Raw genomic sequence first — 22,552 nt, 5'->3', positions numbered from 1 at the left:
CGTCCCGTGCTTGATACGGGGAATCGTCCAAAACATTTATTGTGAGGGGATGCGGATCAAGTCTGCAATGACAATAACCCTTTATTGGCTTTCGAAACAGTCCTCAATACATACGAGAAAAAAGGATAACCCACTGATGAGTTATCCTTTTTCTCGTTATATAATGTATAATTCAGGTGCTTAATATGCCCACTTGAGATATACCGCTCCCCATGTAAATCCACCACCAAACGCAGTAAGGATAAGGTTATCGCCTTTCTTTAGTTGCGATTCCCATTCATACAGGCAAACCGGAATTGTTCCAGCGCTTGTATTTCCGTATTTCTGTATGTTGACCATCACCTTATCGGGAGAAAGCCCCATACGGTTGCCCACAGCCTCTATGATGCGTATATTTGCCTGATGAGGCACCAGCCAGTCTACAGTTTCATTATTCAGGTGGTTACGCTCCATTATTTCAACGGAAACATCCGCCATTTTCGATACAGCGTGTTTGAATACAACTTGTCCTTCCTGATATACATAGTGCATATCTTTGTCTACAGTTTCATGCGAAGCCGGATGAATAGAACCACCGCCATACATGTGCAGATGAGCCGTAAATGCCCCATCAATATGTAGTATCGAATCCATCACACCTACTTCTTCTTCGGTAGGCTCCAGCATAACAGCACCGGCGGCGTCTCCGAACAGAGGGCAGGTAGTGCGGTCTTTATAGTTGGTAATGGAGGTCATTTTATCTCCTGCGGCTACTATAACTTTCTTGTATTTCCCTGATTTGATAAAATTGGAACCTACTTCCAGAGCATAAATAAAGCCGGAACATGCAGCTTGTATGTCAAATCCCAACGCATTTTTTATACCGCATTTTTCCGCAGTCATCGCGGCTGTAGACGGAAATATATAATCGGGAGTTGTTGTCGCAAAAATAATTACTTCTACGTCTTCAGGCTTGGTGTTTGTTTTTTCCAGCACCAGCTTTACGGCTTCCGCCCCCATATCCGACGTGCCTTTCTCCTTAGCCAATACATGTCGCTCTTTGATGCCTACACGAGTCATAATCCATTCGTCGCTAGTATCTACTATTTTAGACAGGTCTTCGTTTGTCAGTATAGCTTCCGGAATATATGCACCGATGCCAGTAATTGCAGCTCGAATCATTATCTTTATCCTGGTTTTGTGAGTAATAGTAAAAAAAATGCCCTATTTAGTGGTAGGGCTTAAAAGTTTTGGCTTAAGAACTTAAACTTCAACTCCTTTTTCAATTGCCAATTTGCCTCTGTAATATCCGCACTCAGGGCATACTGTATGAAATACATGCCATGAACCGCAGTTAGAGCATACGGCTAATGTTGGAGCTACTGCTTTATCGTGAGTTCTTCTTTTAGCTGTTCTAGACTTTGACTGTCTTCGTTTCGGATGTGCCATTTTCTTGTTTTATTTAGTTATTTTTATTTATTCTGATTAGAAAAACCAAATTTTCTATTTGCATTTATTTAATCTTCGTCTACCGAAACATCTTTCAGGCTATCCCAACGGGGATCGGAGAATGATGAATCATCTTCCAGGTCTGCATCATCGTCTAATTCATCATCAGAATCATCGTCAGAACTCTTGGCCCTATGTTTATTTAACTTGGAAGACATCGCTTTATTGCATGTGCCTGCCGGATGTACACGTTTTGTAGGAAGACTGAGTACTATAAACTCGTACAGGAACCATGCAATGTTAATTTCCCCGTCATCTTCCGGTATGATAACTATTTCGTCACTTTCTTCGGAATATTCTTTACCGAATTTGACGATAAGTTTATTCTTCGTATCTACCTCCATGCCGATGTCGTCGAGGCATCTGTCGCAAGGGACATGTACTGTACCTTTTGTTTCAAAATTAAGTTCGAAAGTAACACTTGTCTTTTTCAATGATAAAGCCACTTTCAAATCCCCCTTTTTTATGTCGGCCGTACCGTCATCTATAAGGGCAAAATACTTATTGTCCAAGTCGTACCCGAACTCATGTTTCCCTTCCGATAAACTTCTTAAAGGGATATTGTATAAGCTAAACTTTCCCACGTATTGTATTTATATACCAAAAGAACGGCGCAAAGGTATAAAGTTTTTTTGGAATAAATAAATATTTTAAGTCTAATATTGAAACAAAGTCCATAGGTAAACAATTGGAAACTGTTTAAATTTTATACGAATATTTTATTAATGTGAATCAAGGGTTGCTTTGGGTTAAAGTATACTATTATAAATCAATCTTTTGTTTTGCAGTCAGGGTTCTAAGTCCTCGAAGTGGGCTAATATGGATAACTACGGGTAAAACCCGTGGAAAAAGCGGATAGGGAGAGGCCGTCTCCGTAGGAGGCGAATGGCATTTGTTTTTGCTGTTTGCCTCCTACGGAGACATGTTTTCCAGCCAGTCCCTGCCACGGGTTTTACCAGTGGTTATCCACCTTCAGTCCCTTCGGGACAATAAGTTACTGTGCTTTTTAACCCTTGATTCGCCTTATTATATCTTTTTCATAGCTATTTTTAGATGGAATTTTACATTTTTGCTTGCGGTTTTAGCAGGCTAAATCTAATCGACTCTGCATGTAGGTTCTTAAAAAAAGTGACAAAAGTGCATAGTACATGACAAAAAACATTGAAACTGACTTAAAAAAACTGATTTTGGCTCCGCCGATTTTAGCTCCGCTGATTTTCAATTCAATTCATAACCGGAGGTTATCGTATCAATGTCATCAACTTAAGGATTATGGTATCAAAAGCTAGGGCTGAAAGCCCGTCTTATTTCAGCCCAAGGCAACGCCTTGGGGCAGAATGTCCAAATATAGAGCGTGCGCGCTGAAAGCGCAGGTAAATGATTTGGCCTTGTTCTTTAAATTTGACCTGCACTTTCAGCGCGCAGTTTCTGTTAAATGCTCTTTACCCAAGGCGACGCTTCGCTTGCCATTGGGCTGAAATAATAAAGGCTTTCAGCCTTAACTTAATGACATTGGGGCATCGGTTTGTGGAAATTGCAATGCTTAGGAATTACTGTCTGAAAGACAGGACAGCATATATTTTATTTTTAGACAATTTACTAACTATCAATGCTTTATGTATTGAATATTATTTTTTGTCATGTACTTAGCAAAAGTGACTCTTTTTTCACACTTTTCTCCTTCTTATAGGAGTCTTCTTCATAATAATTTCAAAGAACTCTTCTATATAAGACAAATTTTTCATATTTTCACAACGGATAAGGGTTCGTTAAAAAAATTATAGTTAAACCTGATAATCAATACACAAACATGGCAAATCGAAGTTACTTGTATTCAATAGATTTTGACGTTACGCAACAAAAGAGGACTGAACAAGACAAGGTCTTATCAATATCCGAATGGAATTACGACATTCCTATATCATACAAGATATTGCTCTCGGTAAACACCCGTAAAAGCCATTCACTTATATGGAATTACGAGCATCCGATAGCACTTACCGGCGACTACGAAGCTGGCAAGAATAAGTTGTATGAGTTTTTGCAGCGGGTATATGACCTAAATCTGTACGACAAGGAGGAATTGCAGGAAATCATAAAACAGACAAAAGAATTCCTTGACAGGGAAGACCGTAAGCAAAAGTACTTCTTTCTGGAATGCGGAGAGATTTATGAAATGGAGGATACGCCTCTGGAAGAACAGAATGACGACCTTCTGGAAGCGATACTGGATGTAGAAGCCGATATAAACGAATTTATCAACGTAGTAGAGGAACTCAATAATGAAATTAAGGTACGCGAGGAAATGTTGGAAGAAGCCAAAAACGCGTCATGGATAAAAAAGTTGTTTTCAAAAAAGGTAGGTATCCCTTCCCTTGAGAAGGATATAAATTACCTGAAACAGCAGAAAATAATCGAACTGGGAATTGATAATTGGACAGATGTACTTTACTTCGATTTTGAAGTGGAATAATAGACAAGCAAAAAGAGGGTGTCTCAAAAGTATTTTTTCATATCTTTTTGTCATGTTGAACGGAGTGAAACATCTCGTATCTGGTGGGTCGAGATTCTTCGTTGCACTCAGAAACAACGTTCGCCGAAGCGAAGGCGAGGCAATGACAAAGAGAGTAATAATTTGATAGAGATGTTTTACTTTTGAGACACCCTCTTTCTATATATTATCAATTTCGATTATTACAGACTTAACCCCATTATTACAGAAGGGAAAACTCCCAGTAATAAATTCAGGCAGATAGCGATGACGGCTACCGCTTTATATTCGAAAGGAACATGCAGCCGTTCTGTTGTTTCAGGCTCTTTTGTAATCATTACATTGGCTACTCCCAGATAGTAGAACACCGCTATAACAGAGTTTATAATACCGAATATAACAAGTATCAGATGATCGGTCTGCAACATCTGTCCAAATACGAAGAACTTGGCAAAGAAGCCCGCAAAAATCGGAATACCGCTTAACGACAACAGCGCGCAAGTCAATATTGCAGTCATTACAGGCTGACGTTTCACAAGGCCGAAGAAGTTCGACATATCTTCGTTATCCTTGCCTCTGCAAACGCCCATAATAACGGCAAATGCGGCTATGCCAGCAAAGCTGTACGCGGCAGCATAATACAGCACCGTATTTGCTGACGTACCTAGCGCCAGCAATGTCATCATCATAAATCCGGCATGTGAAATACCCGAATAGGCCATCATACGCTTTATATTCTTCTGCCTCATGGCTGTGACGTTACCCACAGTCATAGTCAGTATAGACAACACTATCAGTCCAATCTGGTATGCAGGCGTAATGGCGGCGGCTAATATAGCCACTACTTTAAATAAGGCTCCTATCGCGGCCACTTTTACCAATGTACTCATCAGTGCTGTTACCAACGTTGGCGAACCTTCGTATACATCCGGCGCCCAGAAATGGAACGGTACGATTGATGCCTTGAACATCATACCTACTGTTATCATTACAAACCCAAGGCTAAACCAAACAGGTAAAGAACCTGCCTGTGCAGTGGAAGCTATTGTAACTGTAGCTATATCAAAAGACCCTACAGTACCATATACTAATGCGATACCGAATAGTATAAAACTGGAAGCAAAGGCCCCCATGATGAAATACTTCATACCGGCCTCATTGCTTCTCAGGTTCTTCGGGTCGCTGGCAGCCAATACATATCCGGCAATGGATAACACCTCAAGCCCGATAAAGAACATGGCAAAATTGCCGAAAGAAACCATAGCCACAGCTCCTGCCAGTAAGAATACTTTCAGGGCGACATAGTCTGCTATCTTCGTTATTTTCTCCTGATAGAATTTAGGGCTCATAGCGATAATAAGAACCGCAAGGATAATAAACAGGACTGAGAATCCCTGCGAAAACCCTGTGGATACCACCATATTATACTTATCGGCACCAAGGAAAGATTGTCCTAAGTAAAATTCCGTAGCAGTCAATCCCAATGCAGCTATCAGCCCGACAAGCGTAACAGGTATAAGGATCTTTCTTAAATTGAATATCTCCAATATGAGGCATATTATACCTAATGCTGAGATGGCTATCAATGTACTCATTATATATTTTTTAATTTAATGTTTAAAAATTTAAAGATTAAAGATTTTCCGAATATTTGAATCTTCAAATTTTTAAATCCTCGAATTATCTGTTAATATACATCACTATTTCTGTCAGGCTGGTAGAAACCAGGTCTGTCACAGGCTTTACATATACCCCGAAGAAAATAAGGATTCCCACAAGCAGGGCAAAGACAGTCACTTCTGTTTTGGATAAATCCCTGAACGGCTTTTTATAAGGCTCGCCCAGCATTACACGCTGATACATCCTCAACATGAACAGGGCGCCGAGGAATAGTGAAGTTCCTATCGTCAGGGCATACCAGAGGTTTACCTGATAAAGCCCGAACATAATCGTAAATTCCCCGATAAAGTTGAACGTCAAGGGTATGCCAATAGAAGAAAGGATGCTGAGGAAGAATGCAACCGAAAATTTAGGCGCGTGTTCCTTTATACCACCCAACTGGCTTATAGTCAATGTATGTGTGCGGGTCTGAATAACGTCTGCCGAGTAAAACATGGCTACTATACCAAAACCATGAGCAAGGATAAGCACTACTGCTCCCTGCAACCCATCGTAAGTAAGGGCGTAAGCTCCTGCCGCCACAAATCCCACATGCGACAAAGACGCGTAGGCAAGGAAACGTTTCAGGTCGTCCTGACGAAGCGCCATAATAGCCCCATATACCACACCGATGATACAAAGTATCAGTATAACCGTCCTGAATTCGTGCGAAGCGTACGGCGTTATAGGCAACTGCCAGCGAATCACACTATATGCCCCCATCTTAGACATGATACCGGCCAAAAGCATCGTACCGATTGCCGGAGCTTTCTGGTACACATTCGCCTGCCATGTATGGAATGGGAAAACAGGAATCTTAATAGCATAGGCAAGGAAGAACGCGAGGAATATCCAGATCTGTTCCATCTGGGTCAGGTTCGCGTTATAAAACGCTTCGAGCTGGAAACTTCCTGTTTTGGTATATAAATATATAATAGCGGCGAGCATAAATAACGACCCGGCAAATGTGAACAGGAAGAATGTCATAGCGGCTTTGCGCCTCTTGGCTATTTCGCCGTTACCCCAAAGCACGATGATGAAATAGATAGGGATTAACGACATTTCCCAGAATACATAATACAACAGGGCATTGCTGCTCAGGAAAGCGCCTGTCATGGCAAAAGCCATAAATACGACCAGGCTGTACAACAGCTTTTCGTTCTTAAACTCCCTCGATTGTGTTCCCAATATTATAATCGGCAATAAAACAGTTGTCAACAATATCATTGCTATCGACAAACCATCGGCCTTTAACGAAAATGAAATATTAGGGTTGGTAATCCAGTCGATACTGTAGCTTGCTCCCGCCGCGCCGTATTTGAGGCACAGAGCCACCGAAAAAATAGCTCCGGCAACACCGAACAGCATGGCTACTTTAGAGGCAAATCTATTTCCTGATAAATAAGTAAGAATTGCACCTACTAATAATATGATTAATATAATAGCGATATTCATGTTTCTTTAAAAATTTTTATACAAGAAATAAACAGATAATTAGTGCACTGAATCCTAATACAAAGAAGAATAAGTAAAAGCCGAGACTTCCATTCTGTAATCTTCTGGCAGGGATTGATAGCATTTCAACCAAGCCTCCAAAGCTTTTTAATATATTCTTTAGAAGTTTTTCAACTACATTTTCGAAGAAGCCGGCCAATACATAAAGCGGTTTTACAAATAAAGCATCATATATTTCATCTACATAATATTTATTGTAAAGCACTTTAGCAAATCCGGTAATCTTACTATCCTCGGCAGGGACTTCCGATTTTTTGATATATTTGAAATAAGCCAGTATGATACCGATAACAGCTATCGCTGTAGAAATAACCATCGTAGTTACCATTTGCGCTGTTTCGGGATGATGGCCTGCAATACCCGGAAGTATCGGCTCAAGGTATCCGTTCAGCCAACTGAGGTTGCCAAATGGGATACTGATTGCACCTCCGAAGAATGCAAGGAACGCCAATATGACAAGCGGCATAGTCATACTACCTGGCGACTCATGCAAATGATGTTTCTGTTCTTCTGTACCTCTGAATTCGCCAAAGAATGTTAGATACAGCAGGCGGAACATGTAGAATGCTGTAAGCAGGGAAGCTAAAGCACCAATCACCCACAATGCCTTATTATGCTCAAAAGCTGTCAGCATGATTTCATCTTTGGAGAAGAAACCTGCCAGTGGTGGAATACCCGCAATAGACAGCGTAGAGATCAGGAATGTGTAATAGGTAGTCTTCATCTTATTTTTCAGACCACCCATTTTGCGCATGTCTTGCTCGCCACCCATCGCATGGATAACCGAACCCGAACCCAAGAACAGGCAAGCCTTGAAGAAAGCATGCGTGATAACGTGGAACACAGCCACATGATATGCACCCAAGCCTAAGGCAAGGAACATCAGACCCAGCTGCGATACGGTGGAGTATGCCAGTACTTTCTTTATATCCGTTTGGGTTAAAGCTATTGTAGCGGCAAACAGAGCAGTGATGGCACCTATTATAGCAATCAACGTCTGAATATCAGGTGTAAGGTCGAATATGAAATTTAACCGGGTTACCATAAATATACCCGCAGTAACCATTGTTGCGGCATGTATCAGTGCCGAAACCGGAGTTGGCCCTGCCATAGCGTCGGGCAACCATGTGTATAATGGTATCTGCGCACTTTTACCTGTTGCACCGATAAACAGTGCCAAGGTAGCAACACCCAGCAGCGGGTCGGGACTGGTAACCACATCTCTTAACGAAGCGTAATCAACAGTCTTGAATAAATATCCTAATGTGAAGATGCCGATAAGGAAGCCCAGGTCGCCGATACGGTTCATAATAAAGGCTTTCTTAGCTGCATCGTTATTCTTGTGGTCTTTCGACCAGAAACCGATCAACAGGTAAGAACATAATCCTACACCTTCCCATCCGATAAACATTACCAAAAGATTGCTTCCGGCAACGAGTACTGCCATAAAGAAGATAAACAGATTAAGATAGGAAAAGTAACGGTCTACGTTTTCATCATCGTGCATATATCCCATCGAATAGATGTGGATCAATGCACCGATACCTGTCACAAAGAGTAACCAGATAAGTGACAACTGGTCGAGTGTGAAGGCCAGATTGGTAGAGAATCCACCTAAAGCAATCCACTCATACAGGTTTACATGTATAACTTCTCCCGTAGACAGGTTACGTATGAAGAAATAAAGTGAAATTGCAAAGCTAATTATTACTGCAGTAGTAGCAATAATCCCGGGTAGTGTGCGCCCCGTTAATTTTTTACCAACCAGCAGATTGATCGAAAAACCGATAAACGGACTAAGCAAGAGTATTAATACGAGTATTGTTTCCATCCAAAATTATCCTTTTAAGTTTTTCAATTCATCAATATCTATAGTGCCTATATTCCTGTAGATAGCTACCAGAATAGCAAGCCCTACAGCGACCTCGGCAGCAGCTACCGCCAACGAGAAAATCACAAACACCTGTCCGCTGGTATCCTGATGATACACAGAGAAAACGGCCAGTAACATATTGGCTGCAGCCAGCATCAGTTCTACCGACATCAACATGACTATCGTACTGCGACGATACAATAATCCAATCGCACCCACACTAAACAGCAATATGCAGAGGTAGATGTAATTGTCAATTCCTACTTGTTCTAATATATTATTCAGCATAGCTTAAGCTTTTTTATCTTTTTTAGATATCAGTACTGCACCAATCATAGCCGTAATCAACAATATAGATGCAAACTCGAATGGCACCAGATATTCATCGAGCAATACCTGCCCGATAATACTAACCGACTGATAATCGAACCCTTCGGTTTTATAATTTTCAATTACTGGAGTAGATTTCAGCAATGCAGCCAACAGAACAACACCCATCAGACATCCTGATATAGTGGCTGCAACACGGCTTATTACCTTTTTCTTTGGCTCACTTTGATCTCCCAGATTCATAAGCATTAAGGTAAAGAGTAGCAGTACCATAATGGCTCCGGCATAAACTACTATATTTATTACTGCCAGAAACAAAGCATTCAACAAAAGGAAATGCCCCGATATGGAGAAGAAACAGATAATCATATACACTGCACTATGTATCGGATTTTTGGAAAGTACCGTCAAAATCCCCGTGCCGAGTGTTATGGCTGCCAGAATGTAAAAAATTATAGATATCATATATTTTAAATTTAGGCCCCTCCAACCTCCCCAAGGGGAGACTATGGCAAAGCCATCTGTATTTTATTTATCCTTCTTATAGAAGTCCCCCTCCGGGGGATTTAGGGGGCTAATACTTCCCCGCTTTCGCATCTTCTACCGAAATCACCAGCTTGTCTTTTCCATAGATAAAAGCTTCGCGTTCGAGATTAGGTTTTACCAGCAGTTTTGATTTTGTCAGGAAAATAGCTTCCTTCGGGCAAGCATCTTCACACAATCCGCAAAATATACAGCGTAGCATATTTATCTCATATACCGCGGCATATTTCTCTTCCCGATAAAGATGTTCTTCCCCTTTTTTACGTTCTGCCGCTACCATTGTTATAGCTTCTGCCGGACATGCCAATGCACATAATCCACAGGCAGTACAACGTTCCCGCCCCTGGTCGTCACGCATCAACACATGTTGTCCCCGGTATACAGGACTAAATTCGCGTTGTTGTTCAGGATACTGGATCGTAGCTTTTTTCTTAAAAAAGTGCTTAATTGTAATTATAAGCCCTTTTACCACAGCAGGCAGATAGATCCTTTCAGAGAATGTCATTGTTTTATCGACAACCTCTGTTTTCTTTCCTGATAATGATATTTTTGATATCACCACCTCCCCAACCCCTCCAACAGAGGGGCTCTCAGTTTCTCTTATATTATTAATATTACTATTCATATTGTATACAAGTAAACTTGTTTATTCGTTTTGCGTCACATCCTGTCTCCCCTCCTTTGGGAGGGGCAGGGGGAGGTGCTTATTTAAAAATCAGGATACAAATCCCCACAAGGAATATGTTAACTATCGCCAGCGGGAACAGCATTTTCCATCCCAGTTTCATCAGCTGGTCGTATCTGAATCTTGGAATTGTCCAACGTACCCACATATAGAAGAAGATAAAGAATGATGTTTTGGCAAGAAGTGACAAAACGCCTAATCCACTAGCTATATTGATACCCCAGTTTTCTGTTACCCAGTCTATCCCCGGATAGTTGTATCCTCCGAAGAAAAGAACAGAGATGAATGCAGATGAGAAGAACATACTCGCATACTCGGAGAACATAAAGAATCCCATTCCTAATGAAGAATATTCTACATGGTGACCGTTTACCAGCTCAGATTCGCACTCGGCGAGGTCGAACGGTGTACGGTTGCATTCTGCAAACGAGCATACAAGGAATATAATAAACGTCAATGGCTGATAAATCACATTCCATTGCATTCCATGCCAGCCGCTTTGTTGTTGTGTAATATCTACCAAACTAAGTGAGCCGGTCATCATAATCAATGCTATAAGCGAAAGCCCCATCGCTATTTCGTAAGAAATCATCTGAGCACCTGCACGGATACTTCCCATCAGGGAATATTTATTGTTGGACGCCCATCCACCGATCACAATGCCATATACGCTTGTAGACAGGATAGCCACGATATAAATAATTGCAACATTTACATCTCCTATATAAGGCAAGAAATCTCCGTAACCAGGGATCTCAAACTTTGCTCCCCAAGGAATCAATGCGACTCCCAGCAGAGAGACAATCATGGCTACAGCCGGCCCAACAACGAAAAGGATTTTGTTTGGCGTATTCGGCATAAACTCCTCTTTAGAAAAAAGCTTCGCTCCATCGCAGATAGGTTGTAACAGCCCAAAGATACCTGCACGGTTAGGGCCTAACCGGTCTTGCAAAAAACCGGCTACTTTACGTTCCGCATACGTAGCATACAATGCAAAAAGCATTGTGACTGCAAATACAAGAACAATAAGGATTAATTTCTCTAAAATAAATGCTAATTCCATGTTTTTATAGTTAAGCTTCCCCAACTCCTCCAAAGGAGGGGCTTAAAACCTCCCCTCGGGGGAGGCTGGGAGGGGCGTCTATTCTTTTGTTTTCTTTATTGCTTCAAGCTCTTCTGCATCATAAGGGGATGCTGCCATACTTATTTTTTTGTGGTCTTGCTCACGGCCTTCCAGTACAAGATCATCGGTATTTATCTTAACCTTATGGATAGGTTCTGTATAATTATTAACATTGATTACAGACGGTTTCTCAAATTTGCGTGGGCCTTCTATAGTCCAATCTTCTACATTTTTATGTTCGAAACGACATTCGTTGCAGATAAATTCCTCCACTTCGTGCCATTGGTCTTTGCGTGCAGTTACACGCTGAATTGTATCGCCGAACATCCACAATGTCACCTTACCCGAACATTTTGTACAATGACGGTGCGCGTTGAATGGCTTGTTGAACCATACACGGGATTTGAAACGGAATGTCTTATCGGTAAGTGCTCCTACCGGGCAAACATCAATCACATTACCCGAAAAATCATTGTCAATTGCCCGTTCGATATAAGTCGAAATCTGAGCATGGTCACCTCTGCCTACTACACCATGCACACGTTCGGGAGTAAGCTGGTCAGCCAGTTTCACACAACGGTAACAGAGTATGCACCTGTTCATATGCAACTGAATGTAAGGTCCTATATTCTCAGGTTCGAATGTTCTTTTCTGTTCTATAAAACGGGACTTAAAATTTTCGTTTCCATACGCCAGATTCTGCAAGTCACACTCTCCGGCCTGGTCACACACAGGACAGTCTAAAGGGTGATTGATCAGCAGAAACTCTGTAACAGCCTTCCTTGCTTCCAGAGCTCTTTCAGACGTAGCACTTTTTACTTCCATGCCCTCCTGAACAGCTGTTACGCATGATGGTTGAAGTTTTGGCATCGGACGAGGGTCTCTTTCACTACCTTTGCTTATCTCAACCAAGCAGCAACGGCATTTCCCTCCACAGTCCTCCAACTTGGAGTAATAGCACATGGTAGGAGGTACGCTGGGCCCGCCAATCATACGTGCTGCCTGCAACACGGTGGTTCCGGGTTCAACCTCTATAGTATGTCCATCTATTGTAATTTTCATAAGGCCTCCCCAACCCCTCCTAATGAGGGGCTAATATTATAGTTGTTTATACTGTTCTTAGTCATATTCATCATTTTCAAAAAATTATTGGTCTCCTTTAAAGTCCCTCTCCGGGGGATTTAGGGGGCCAATAAGTGCCTTACTTTTTCCATTGGCTCGTTCACAAAGTGATTCCTGTCTTTTACCTTTTCAGGGAAACGTACATGATATTCAAACTCTTCGCGGAAATGGCGTATAGCAGCTGCTACAGGCCACGATGCCGCATCTCCCAGAGGGCATATTGTATTCCCTTCAATTTTACTCTGAATGCTCCACAGCAGGTCGATATCTTCTTCCCTGCCCTCTCCTGTTTCTATACGATGAAGGATTTTGTCCATCCAGCCTGTACCTTCGCGGCAAGGAGAGCATTGTCCGCAACTTTCGTGATGAAAGAAACGTGAAAAGTTCCATGTATTGCGCACAATACAAGCTGTATCGTTGTATACTATAAAACCTCCTGACCCTAATGACGAACCGGTGACAAAACCTCCGTCAGCCAGCGATTCATATGTAATCAGGCGGTCATCGCCATTTGCTGTTTTAAATAAATATTGAGGCGGTAAAATAGGCACGGAACATCCACCCGGAATACATGCTTTGAGAGGACGGTCATCCATCATTCCGCCACAGTATTCGTCCGAATTAAAGAATTCGTCAACTGTCAGTCCCAGTTCAATTTCGTATACTCCCGGATTCTTAATATGGCCGGAGGCCGACATCAGCTTAGTCCCTGTAGACTTACCGACACCGATCTTTGCATATTCTGCTCCACCATTATTTACAATCCAGGAAACGGTAGAAATGGATTCTACATTGTTTACCACAGTAGGTTCTCCCCACAGCCCGCTCACGGCAGGAAATGGCGGCTTGATGCGTGGATTACCGCGTTTACCTTCCAGTGATTCTATCAGGGCGGTTTCTTCTCCGCACACGTATGCACCTGCACCACAGTGTACATACAGGTCGAGATTGTAACCTGTACCCAGTATGTTTTTACCCAGCCAACCATTGGCATAGGCTTCTTTTATCGCTTTCTCCAATATCTTGAATATCCACATGTATTCGCCACGGATATAGATATAGGACAGATTGGCTTCCAGTGCATAGCTGGAAACAATAGCTCCTTCTATCAGTAGATGCGGGATATGGTGCATCAGGAAACGGTCTTTGAACGTGCCCGGCTCCGACTCATCGGCATTTACAACCAAGTGACGGGGTTTTCCTGATTTTTTATCAATAAAACTCCATTTGAGCCCCATAGGGAAACCCGCTCCCCCACGGCCACGCATACCGGAAGTCTTCACCTCTTCCACCACCTCATCAGGTGTCATGGTTTTCAGTGCTTTCTCCACAGACGCGTACCCGCCATTCTTGCGATAAACCTCGTATTCCTGTATTCCCGGAATATCTAATTTCTCAAATAATACTTTTCTAGCCATCGCAATTAATATAGGTTTACTTTTCCTAGTTTACAATCTTCTATCAGCGTGTCTATTTTTTCTTTGGTAAGATTTTCATGATAGTTATCTCCCAACTGAAGCATAGGCCCGTAGCCACAAGCTCCCAGACACTCTACACCGACTACGCTGAACAGTCCGTCAGGCGTTATTTCCCCGGGTTTTACGCCCAGTTTCCGGCAGGTATAATCCATCAGGTCTTCGCCTCCACGCAGTCCACAACATGCTGTACGGCAAAACTCGAACATATATTTTGCTACCGGTTTCTGATTGAACATGGTATAGAATGTTACCACCTCATACACTTCGATAGGTGTTATCTCTAATATTTCGGCAACCTTATCCATCAGTTCAAGGCTCAGCCAGTTGTCATGAGCATCCTGTACTGCATGAAGAACCGGCAGCAATGCGGATTTCTTTTTATCGGCAGGATAATGGCTCAGCAGTTCGTTGATCCGTGCCATCAGGCTTTCCGACATATTTATTATTTGTTTCATATTTCGAGCCCCCTAAATCCCCCAAGGGGGACTTACCGAGAGGGTATTTAGCTCTCTTAACCTCGCCAAGAGGAGGTTGCAAAGAGGATATTAGTTAATAATTTATATTTCATTCTCTTTTCGTTACTTTGTTCTAAGTCCCACCTTCGGGGGATTAGAGGGCTACGCGTCCAATTCTCCGGCAATAACATTAATACTCGAAAGTGTAGCTACTGCATCCGAAAACATCCCGCCTTTTATCATCTCAGGGAATGCCTGATAATACACAAAACATGGCCGGCGGAAATGCACCCTGAACGGTGCACGCGAGCCGTCCGTTATCAGGTATATCCCCAACTCGCCATTTGCACCTTCTACAGAATGATATACTTCCGCAATAGGAACAGGCACTTCACCCATCACTATTTTGAAGTGCTGGATCAGTTGTTCCATCTTGGTGTATACTTCTTCTTTAGGAGGAAGGTAATAATCGGGTACATCGGCATGAAAACTGCCATCAGGCATATTGTCGCGAGCCTGACGTATAATCTTCAAGCTCTCTTTTATTTCGGCTGCACGTACACACCAGCGATCATACGTATCACCGGCAGAACCTACAGGTACAACAAAATCAAAATCTTCGTATGAACTGTACGGGCTTGCGATACGTACATCGTAGTCTACTCCGGTAGCACGCAGGTTAGGCCCTGTGAATCCATAATTAATCGCCTTTTCGGCAGATATGGCTCCTACCCCGACAATACGGTCCATAAAGATACGGTTGCGCACGAACAGTTTTTCCAACTGGTCCCACGCTTTAGGGAATCCTTCGATAAACTGATCCAGCTTACGCCATGCGGCCTCACTCCAGTCTCTTTCGAACCCGCCTATACGCCCCATATTGGTTGTCATGCGTGCCCCACAGATTTCTTCGTAGATTTCGTATGCCAACTCCCTGTATTGCATTACATACAGGAAAGGTGTATAAGCACCCAGGTCGACCCCAAGTATTGAGTTACAGATCAGGTGATCGGTGATACGTGCAAGCTCCATCACAATGACACGCATATACTGCGCACGTTTTGGAACTTCTACACCAAGAGATTTTTCCACAGTCATCCACCATGCCATATTATTCAGTGGAGCAGAACAGTAATTAAGACGGTCTGTCAGTGTAGTTATCTGATAAAACGTCCTGTGTTCGGCAATTTTTTCAAAGGCACGATGAATGTATCCGATAGTGGTTTCAGCGTCTAAAATACGTTCGCCATCCATCAGCAGGATATTTTGAAACACACCATGAGTAGAGGGGTGGGTAGGCCCGAAGTTCAGTACCGACAACTCCCTGCCATCTTCAAAGGTTTGTTCTCTTACAATTTTCGCAAAGCGATGTTCCGGATTTATTAGTTGATCTGACATTTCCTGACTTTGCTATTATTTAGTTGGTTCATAATTATTGGGAGTACGGCCAAAGAAACGGTCGTCCTTATCGGTACGTCCGGCATCCTCGAGCGGATGATCTTTACGCATCGGGAACGAAACCATACCCTCATCATTCAATATACGTTTCAGGTTAGGATGCCCTTTGAATATCACTCCATAAAAGTCATACGTCTCACGTTCCATCCAATTGGCAGCTGCAAAAACTTCCACTAAGGTGTCCACTTCCGGCTTATCTCCGTTCTGGAATGTCTTTACACGCACGCGCACGTTATCTATCCAGTTGTGAAGCAAATAAACCACCGCAAACTGAGCACTCTTATCATTATCAGGATAATGTACCCCGCACAGGTCTGTCAAGAAATTAAACCGTAAAGTCTCATCTTCTTTCATGAAACGGATTACTTCCTTTATTGCTGCAGGTGTAGCTTCAAGGGTGAAGATATCGCGTTCCATCCTGAAATTCATCACTTCCGCTCCGAATCTTTCAGTTAGTTTACTTTCAATAATTGTAGTTTCGAGAGCCATTATTCAAATTTATATGATTCAAGAAGCTCCTGATACCTCTCCGAGCCTCTGCGATGAATAGATTCATGTTTAACCAATTCCTGCAACTGCATCACGCCATCCAGAATTTGTTCGGGACGGGGAGGGCAACCGGGAACATATACATCTACAGGGATAACCTTGTCGATACCTTGCAATACGGAGTAAGTATCGAAAATACCTCCCGACGAAGCACAGGCACCCACGGCAATCACCCATTTAGGTTCAGCCATCTGTTCATAGACATGGCGGAGTATAGGAGCCATCTTCTTAGAGATAGTGCCCATTACCAAGAGCATATCTGCCTGACGTGGCGAGAAACTGTTACGTTCGGCACCAAAGCGCCCCATGTCGTAAGTTGCAGCCATAGTAGCCATAAACTCGATGCCGCAGCATGATGTGGCAAATGGCAGAGGCCAGAGGGAGTTGGCGCGTGCCAATCCTATGGCGTAATCGAATTTTGTAGCGAAGAATCCGTGCCCTGTATATCCATCAGGAGCCGGCACTACATTTATATTTGATTTACTCATAACTTTTGTGTATATTAAGGTCGTTGACCTTTTATTATTTCTCCCATTCCAAAGCTTTACGCTTTACAATATAGAGGTAACCCACAAGTAACATTGCTATGAAGCCGCCCATTTTCAACAGGCCTTCCCAACCTATGGCTTTGAAGTTTACAGCCCAGGGATACATAAAGACAATCTCGATATCGAAAAGGACGAACAGAATAGCAACTAAAAAATATTTGATAGAAAAAGGCGAACGAGCGTTGCCTATCGGATCGAGGCCACATTCGAAATTAGCATCTTTACGTGCATTTTTTCTACTTGGCCCTAACATCTTTGATGCAAATACCGTAGCGAATACAAAAACCACCGAAAAGGCGACTTGCATCAGAATAGGTATAAAATCATATAAATTTGAGTTCATATCCTTGTTTTTAACACACTTTATTTTACAGACCACAAAGATACTTGTTTTATTTCTCAAAAAAGAACAAAATGACTCATATATTTTATCGATAACTTAATAAAAATTAGCATCAGAAGCCAAAATAGAGCATTTTGTCATGTGAACTTTACAATCTGATAACTTGCTAAAAATACGGGGTACCATCAAACATGAATTAAGAATAAATTAACAAATGAAAATTGGAAATAAGCGTTGCGAAAATTGGAAAATCATTCCTCTTTTATGAGAAACTGTTTAAATTTTATACGAATATTTTATTATACCTTTTCCTTCGTTCATTTTTAGTCTGTTTTCGGCTGTTTTTTCCTTTCTCTCAACTCAATTGTTAAATCGGCGGAGCCAAATAGCCCGCTATTATCGTTTCAAGAAAGAAAAAAAACATCTCTAAAACATCTCTAAAAATTTGAACGAATAAAATTTAAACAGTTTCTGAGTTTCACCCAATAAGTGTTTAGTATATGACAAAAAAATGATACTGGCTTGAAAAACCCTATTTTCATAACCGTAGGTCGGTGACCTAATACCATCTAATTAAGGCTGAAAGCCTTTATTATTTCAACCCAATGGCAAGCGAAGCGTTGCCTTGGGCTGAAATAATAAAGGCTTTCAGCCCTAATTTTTGACACCATAATCCTTAAATTGAGGACATTAGGTCACCGACCTACGGAGATTACAATACTTAGGAGCTATTACATGAAAGATAATCTGCTCATTATAAACAATTTACACATTAAATATATTTTTATATACTAAACAATAAGTGTTAACATATTCTATAAAGAGGGAAATACAAAGAAAACGACAAGGCCATCATAAGAAGAGATAGATTTTGGATATTTTCCACATACGAAATAAATGTTATAAGACATATAAAAAATTTACATTAATTAGCATTCCTTTTCATACATTTACATAAATTTACATAGGTTACTGTTTACCCACAAACTATCATACGATTATGAAAACACCTATCCTGCTGGCTATTATACTATGCCTGTCTTTCGTTTCGCAGAGAAATTACGCTCAATCGAAGTATGGAAATGCAACGATGGATGAACTAAAAATGACCGTATACCCCCTTGACACCACAGCTTCTGCTGTAATATTATTAAAAAAAGGGGATATCAGGTTTGTTTACAATGACTTGTACGGGTTTCAATTCGAATATTCGATACAGGTCAAAATGAAAATACTAAAGACCGAAGGTTTGGACTGGTGCAACCAGCAGATCGTATACAAAGAACAGAGCCGAACAGCCAAAGAACAGATAAACGGCCTTTCGGGAACGACATACAACCTCGAAAACGGGGAAGTGGTAAAAACTAAACTTTCGAAGGAGTTTATTACGGACGAGGATATAGACAACAAGATAAAAGTAAAGAAATTTACCATGCCGGCAACAAAGGTAGGCTCGGTAGTGGAATATAAATATACGCTGGTTTCTGATTTTTATTACGATTTAAGGGATTTCAGTTTCCAGGAATCTATACCTGTCGCATACACATATTTTGAAGCGAAGCTACCCGAGTATTTTAATTACAACTTTAATTTTCAAGGATATGTAAAGTTAAAGACCGAAAGGGAACCGGCTAATGAAATGTTTAATATACGGTACAAAGACAGCAACGGACGTCTCCAATCGGAAAACATTAGATGTACGGCAGAGCTTATAAAAAGTGAAGGACGTGATATCCCCGCTCTGAAAAAAGAGGCATATCTATGGACCGTTAACGATTTTATCTCCAAAATATCTTTTGAATTGAAATCGGTACAGATGCCGTACAGTATGACTCAAAACATGTCGAACTCATGGGAAAATATAGACAACGACATACTTTCCAGTTCCTTCGGAAGCAATATGAAAAAGGCTGACCTATTCAAAGAAGAAATAGCAAAAGGCGAAACAACAATAGAAAGAGCGAAAGAAATACAGAACATGGTGAAATACCGGGTAAAATGGAATGACAGGAGGGCTGCCAGCCCCGGAAACCTCAAAGACGCGCTCAAAAACGGAATGGGGAGCAGCGCCGATGTAAACTTTTTACTTGTCAACGCGCTCCAGGCGGGAGGTTTCGATGCATTCCCCGTCATCCTTAGCACAAGAGGAAATGGGCGATTGCCAATATCGCACCCAAGCATTACCGCTTTCAATTATACTATCACAGGTGTCAGGATAGATACAATGATGTACTTTACCGATGCTTCTGCTAAATACGGAGACTGGAACCTGCTACCTGAAAAATGTATGGTTCAGAGGGCGCGTATAATAAAGCAAAACGGCTGCAGATGGGTAGACCTTTCGACAATATCGGGCGGTTCGGTATTGAAAGCGGGAAAATTCAGTTTTGAAAACTCAAAGTATACCGGAAAGGTAACAGATAACAGAAGAGGAAGCGCCGCCCTGGATATGAAAGAAATATATTATGGACACAAGGATAAAGACGATTTCATAACAACACTGGCAAGACAAACAAATTGCGAAATAGACAGCTTTTCTATTTCGGGGACAGACGATACCAATGCACCGCTGAAAATAGAATATACACAGACCTCGGACATGAGCCTCGGAGACGATTTTTTATATATAAATCCAATGCTTAACAAACATATAGCAGAGAATCCATTCAAAGAAGAAAAGCGCGTTTATCCGGTAGAATTCGACTATTTGATTAATTACTTACAGATTTCGGATATTACTATCCCCGAAGGGTATGCCGTGGATGAACTGCCTCAGGCAGCAAAACTTGTATTGAACGACAATGATATTATACTGACATACAGGTTTGCCCAAAACGGGAATCAGATAAAGCTGCATTATCAATTTCAACTCAAGAAACTCATATTCCTGCCTGACGAATATGAGCATTTACGGGACTTCTATGCCAAGATTGTCGCTAAAAACTCCGAACAGATAGTTTTGAAAAAGATTAGTGAAATTTAACTGACACCAATATGAATACGCGATTATTTTGGAGTTGCATACTTTTATCTATCTCAACTTTGGCTTCCGCCTCCGCTCTGTCTACAGAACAGAGGGTCGACAGCCTGCGGGAGAACGCCTGTGCCATTGTTAACGATTATTCGGCGGTGTTTAGCCAGGCAGACCTGAACAATGCTACATTCACTGTAACCAAAGTAATTACCATTCTTAATAAACAGGGGGAAGGAAATGGCAATTTCTACGAAGTATATGATAAGTTTAAAGAACTTAAAGACTTTTCAGGGATAGTCAGAAATTCTTCGGGTACTATAGTAAAAAAGATAGGAAAGAAGGATTTAACTACGTCTTCCATATCTGAACATTTGAGTACCGATAGTTATACTATCTATTATGAATGCAAACAACCCACATTTCCATATATTGTAGAATATACTTATCAGGAGAAATGGAAAAACGGCATTCTCTATTATCCGCCTTTTTTCCCTGTATCAAGCAGAATGGTATCCGTAGAAAAAGCTGATTACAAACTGGAATTGCCAGAAGGGATGAATTTGCGTTATAATTCTAACTTCGACTGTGTAGTCAGTGACAATACTATAGGAAACAAGCACATATATTCGGTATCTACAGAAGGATTAAAAGCAATAGACCGCGAACCTCTTGAGCCGGCGTTTCTTGAACTTATGCCCAGAGTTTTATTCATGCCTACCGATTTCTGTTACGACTCTTCGTGTGGTAATCTTTCCGACTGGAAAAGTTACGGAATATGGATATCAAGCCTACTTAAAGGACGTGACGTACTCCCCGCTGAATACATAAATACAATAAAAGAGTTGACAAAAGATGCCAAAAGCGACAAGGAAAAGGTAAATATATTGTACCAATACCTGCAAAATAACTATCGGTATGTTAGTATCCAATTAGGTATTGGCGGTTTTCAACCTATCGATGCCGCCACGGTGGTCAGAAGTAAATTTGGTGATTGCAAAGGGCTTACCAACATAATGATGGCTATGCTTAAAGAAATAGATATACCGTCCAATTATTGTGTAATAGGGACCAGGACAAAGGATGTGTTACCTGATTTTCCGAATTTCAATCAACTAGATCATGTAATACTACTTGTACCACTGCAAAATGATAGTGTCTGGCTCGAATGTACAAATTCTAAAATTCCATTCGGATATATACATGATAATATTGCAGGCCACAACACCATAATTATCAACGAAAAAGGAGGGGAACTCTATCGATTGCCAACTTACAGTGATCAACTGAATAAAAAAGAATCAAAACTGGATATCAATATATCGGAAGATGGGAGCGCTAAAGGTAAAATATGCTTTGTAGAACATCTTCATCATTATGGAGATAATTTCTACAGAATGACATCCAAAGACAGGGAGAAGGAAATGCGTTATATCAACGAAAATATAAATATGCCTAAAGTGCAGGTTTCACAGATTGAAGTCTCGGAAAACAGGTCGGAACTACCTTCCTGCTCTTTATCCGCGAATTTCGAAGCTAGCGAATTTACGAATAAAACCGGAACACGCCTGTTCGCTTCTGCCTGCCCGCTCAGAAAAGGCAATTATAATATCTTCACGGCAGCAAGCCGGAAACAGGACATTGTGATAAACAACGGATATTCCGAATCGGACACTATCACATTCCATATACCGGAATCATATACTGTAGAATCCGCGCCTAAAGACATATCTGTAAAAACGCCATACGGAATATTTGAAACCCAGTGCAGCACAGAGGGAAATACAATCATATATACACAGAATATCGATATATATTCGGGGAGATACGACAAAGCGCAGTATAAAGATATTAAGGCATTTTACAATGAAATAAATTCGGCTATCAAACGAAGGCTGGTGTTGAAGAAGATATAATAGAA

20 protein-coding genes are annotated in these 22,552 nt (G+C 41.4%); 3 read left to right on the top strand and 17 right to left on the bottom strand.

Translation table 11 applies throughout. The features are described 5' to 3' along the window. Positions 1-180 precede the first annotated feature (180 nt). From D0T84_RS04150 to D0T84_RS04140, 3 genes are all read right to left on the bottom strand, one after another. Positions 181-1,161, bottom strand: a complete 981-nt coding sequence (locus D0T84_RS04150) for a beta-ketoacyl-ACP synthase III (RefSeq protein WP_163306328.1) — start codon at positions 1,159-1,161, stop codon at positions 181-183. A gap of 81 nt (positions 1,162-1,242) precedes the next feature. Next, positions 1,243-1,428 (bottom strand): 50S ribosomal protein L32, encoded by a 186-nt coding sequence (gene rpmF / locus D0T84_RS04145; RefSeq protein WP_163306327.1) that lies wholly within the window; start codon positions 1,426-1,428, stop codon positions 1,243-1,245. Positions 1,429-1,496: 68 nt separating this feature from the next. Further along, on the bottom strand, positions 1,497-2,072 hold the full coding sequence (locus tag D0T84_RS04140) for a DUF177 domain-containing protein (RefSeq protein ID WP_163306326.1): 576 nt from the start codon (positions 2,070-2,072) through the stop codon (positions 1,497-1,499). 1,226 nt (positions 2,073-3,298) lie between these two features. Between D0T84_RS04140 and D0T84_RS04135 the strand changes: the two genes are divergently transcribed. Then, positions 3,299-3,961 (top strand): hypothetical protein, encoded by a 663-nt coding sequence (locus tag D0T84_RS04135; protein ID WP_163306325.1) that lies wholly within the window; start codon positions 3,299-3,301, stop codon positions 3,959-3,961. 221 nt (positions 3,962-4,182) lie between these two features. Here D0T84_RS04135 and D0T84_RS04130 read toward each other — a convergent pair whose 3' ends face one another. From D0T84_RS04130 to D0T84_RS04065, 14 genes are all read right to left on the bottom strand, one after another. Next, positions 4,183-5,574 (bottom strand): NADH-quinone oxidoreductase subunit N, encoded by a 1,392-nt coding sequence (locus D0T84_RS04130; protein WP_163306324.1) that lies wholly within the window; start codon positions 5,572-5,574, stop codon positions 4,183-4,185. Between the two features lie 85 nt (positions 5,575-5,659). After that, entirely contained in the window at positions 5,660-7,093 is a 1,434-nt protein-coding gene (locus D0T84_RS04125) for a NuoM family protein (protein WP_163306322.1), read from the bottom strand. A gap of 16 nt (positions 7,094-7,109) precedes the next feature. Continuing rightward, positions 7,110-8,984, bottom strand: coding sequence for an NADH-quinone oxidoreductase subunit L (nuoL, locus tag D0T84_RS04120; protein WP_163306320.1), 1,875 nt, complete (start codon positions 8,982-8,984; stop codon positions 7,110-7,112). A gap of 6 nt (positions 8,985-8,990) precedes the next feature. Further along, positions 8,991-9,314, bottom strand: a complete 324-nt coding sequence (gene nuoK / locus D0T84_RS04115) for an NADH-quinone oxidoreductase subunit NuoK (protein ID WP_163306319.1) — start codon at positions 9,312-9,314, stop codon at positions 8,991-8,993. A 3-nt stretch (positions 9,315-9,317) separates the two neighbouring features. Continuing rightward, the gene (locus D0T84_RS04110; RefSeq protein ID WP_163306317.1) at positions 9,318-9,821 is read right to left on the bottom strand and encodes an NADH-quinone oxidoreductase subunit J; all 504 of its coding nucleotides are present in this window, start codon (positions 9,819-9,821) and stop codon (positions 9,318-9,320) included. Between the two features lie 109 nt (positions 9,822-9,930). Beyond that, complete coding sequence (locus D0T84_RS04105) at positions 9,931-10,524, bottom strand: NADH-quinone oxidoreductase subunit I (protein ID WP_255495179.1); 594 nt, start codon at positions 10,522-10,524, stop codon at positions 9,931-9,933. A 79-nt stretch (positions 10,525-10,603) separates the two neighbouring features. Beyond that, entirely contained in the window at positions 10,604-11,647 is a 1,044-nt protein-coding gene (gene nuoH, locus D0T84_RS04100; protein ID WP_163306315.1) for an NADH-quinone oxidoreductase subunit NuoH, read from the bottom strand. Between the two features lie 78 nt (positions 11,648-11,725). Further along, a complete protein-coding gene (locus D0T84_RS04095) occupies positions 11,726-12,769 on the bottom strand; it encodes a 2Fe-2S iron-sulfur cluster-binding protein (RefSeq protein ID WP_163306313.1) in 1,044 nt (347 codons plus the stop codon). 119 nt (positions 12,770-12,888) lie between these two features. Next, positions 12,889-14,247, bottom strand: a complete 1,359-nt coding sequence (gene nuoF, locus D0T84_RS04090; RefSeq protein WP_163306311.1) for an NADH-quinone oxidoreductase subunit NuoF — start codon at positions 14,245-14,247, stop codon at positions 12,889-12,891. Between the two features lie 5 nt (positions 14,248-14,252). Further along, positions 14,253-14,762 carry an NAD(P)H-dependent oxidoreductase subunit E gene (gene nuoE, locus D0T84_RS04085; protein ID WP_163306309.1) on the bottom strand — a complete coding sequence of 170 codons (510 nt, stop codon included), beginning with the start codon at positions 14,760-14,762 and terminating at the stop codon, positions 14,253-14,255. A gap of 162 nt (positions 14,763-14,924) precedes the next feature. Then, positions 14,925-16,160 (bottom strand): NADH dehydrogenase (quinone) subunit D, encoded by a 1,236-nt coding sequence (nuoD, locus tag D0T84_RS04080; protein ID WP_163306307.1) that lies wholly within the window; start codon positions 16,158-16,160, stop codon positions 14,925-14,927. 15 nt (positions 16,161-16,175) lie between these two features. Further along, the gene (locus D0T84_RS04075; protein WP_163306306.1) at positions 16,176-16,709 is read right to left on the bottom strand and encodes an NADH-quinone oxidoreductase subunit C; all 534 of its coding nucleotides are present in this window, start codon (positions 16,707-16,709) and stop codon (positions 16,176-16,178) included. Further along, positions 16,709-17,257 (bottom strand): NADH-quinone oxidoreductase subunit B, encoded by a 549-nt coding sequence (locus D0T84_RS04070; protein WP_163306304.1) that lies wholly within the window; start codon positions 17,255-17,257, stop codon positions 16,709-16,711. The genes D0T84_RS04075 and D0T84_RS04070 overlap by 1 nt, the downstream gene beginning before the upstream one ends. 34 nt (positions 17,258-17,291) lie before the next feature. Next, on the bottom strand, positions 17,292-17,660 hold the full coding sequence (locus D0T84_RS04065; RefSeq protein ID WP_163306302.1) for an NADH-quinone oxidoreductase subunit A: 369 nt from the start codon (positions 17,658-17,660) through the stop codon (positions 17,292-17,294). A 1,000-nt stretch (positions 17,661-18,660) separates the two neighbouring features. On the opposite strand from D0T84_RS04065, the gene D0T84_RS04060 reads away from it, so the two are divergent. Then, the gene (locus tag D0T84_RS04060; protein ID WP_163306300.1) at positions 18,661-20,643 is read left to right on the top strand and encodes a DUF3857 domain-containing protein; all 1,983 of its coding nucleotides are present in this window, start codon (positions 18,661-18,663) and stop codon (positions 20,641-20,643) included. 11 nt (positions 20,644-20,654) lie between these two features. After that, positions 20,655-22,547 carry a DUF3857 domain-containing protein gene (locus tag D0T84_RS04055; RefSeq protein ID WP_163306298.1) on the top strand — a complete coding sequence of 631 codons (1,893 nt, stop codon included), beginning with the start codon at positions 20,655-20,657 and terminating at the stop codon, positions 22,545-22,547. Positions 22,548-22,552: the final 5 nt, after the last annotated feature.

Source organism: Dysgonomonas sp. 521 (genome assembly GCF_010501055.1).
GTDB lineage: Bacteria > Bacteroidota > Bacteroidia > Bacteroidales > Dysgonomonadaceae > Dysgonomonas.
This window is presented reverse-complemented; position numbering and strand designations above follow the sequence as displayed.

Coding starts and splice junctions, on each gene's coding strand:
- D0T84_RS04105 (WP_255495179.1), bottom strand. CDS start 10,524: ATGAATAGTAATATTAATAATATAAGAGAAACTGAGAGCCCCTCTGTT.
- D0T84_RS04070 (WP_163306304.1), bottom strand. CDS start 17,257: ATGAGTAAATCAAATATAAATGTAGTGCCGGCTCCTGATGGATATACA.
- D0T84_RS04065 (WP_163306302.1), bottom strand. CDS start 17,660: ATGAACTCAAATTTATATGATTTTATACCTATTCTGATGCAAGTCGCC.
- nuoE (WP_163306309.1), bottom strand. CDS start 14,762: ATGAAACAAATAATAAATATGTCGGAAAGCCTGATGGCACGGATCAAC.
- D0T84_RS04060 (WP_163306300.1), top strand. CDS start 18,661: ATGAAAACACCTATCCTGCTGGCTATTATACTATGCCTGTCTTTCGTT.
- D0T84_RS04135 (WP_163306325.1), top strand. CDS start 3,299: ATGGCAAATCGAAGTTACTTGTATTCAATAGATTTTGACGTTACGCAA.
- D0T84_RS04095 (WP_163306313.1), bottom strand. CDS start 12,769: ATGAAAATTACAATAGATGGACATACTATAGAGGTTGAACCCGGAACC.
- D0T84_RS04110 (WP_163306317.1), bottom strand. CDS start 9,821: ATGATATCTATAATTTTTTACATTCTGGCAGCCATAACACTCGGCACG.
- D0T84_RS04055 (WP_163306298.1), top strand. CDS start 20,655: ATGAATACGCGATTATTTTGGAGTTGCATACTTTTATCTATCTCAACT.
- nuoK (WP_163306319.1), bottom strand. CDS start 9,314: ATGCTGAATAATATATTAGAACAAGTAGGAATTGACAATTACATCTAC.
- nuoH (WP_163306315.1), bottom strand. CDS start 11,647: ATGGAATTAGCATTTATTTTAGAGAAATTAATCCTTATTGTTCTTGTA.
- D0T84_RS04130 (WP_163306324.1), bottom strand. CDS start 5,574: ATGAGTACATTGATAGCCATCTCAGCATTAGGTATAATATGCCTCATA.
- D0T84_RS04125 (WP_163306322.1), bottom strand. CDS start 7,093: ATGAATATCGCTATTATATTAATCATATTATTAGTAGGTGCAATTCTT.
- nuoD (WP_163306307.1), bottom strand. CDS start 16,160: ATGTCAGATCAACTAATAAATCCGGAACATCGCTTTGCGAAAATTGTA.
- D0T84_RS04150 (WP_163306328.1), bottom strand. CDS start 1,161: ATGATTCGAGCTGCAATTACTGGCATCGGTGCATATATTCCGGAAGCT.
- nuoL (WP_163306320.1), bottom strand. CDS start 8,984: ATGGAAACAATACTCGTATTAATACTCTTGCTTAGTCCGTTTATCGGT.
- nuoF (WP_163306311.1), bottom strand. CDS start 14,247: ATGGCTAGAAAAGTATTATTTGAGAAATTAGATATTCCGGGAATACAG.
- D0T84_RS04075 (WP_163306306.1), bottom strand. CDS start 16,709: ATGGCTCTCGAAACTACAATTATTGAAAGTAAACTAACTGAAAGATTC.
- rpmF (WP_163306327.1), bottom strand. CDS start 1,428: ATGGCACATCCGAAACGAAGACAGTCAAAGTCTAGAACAGCTAAAAGA.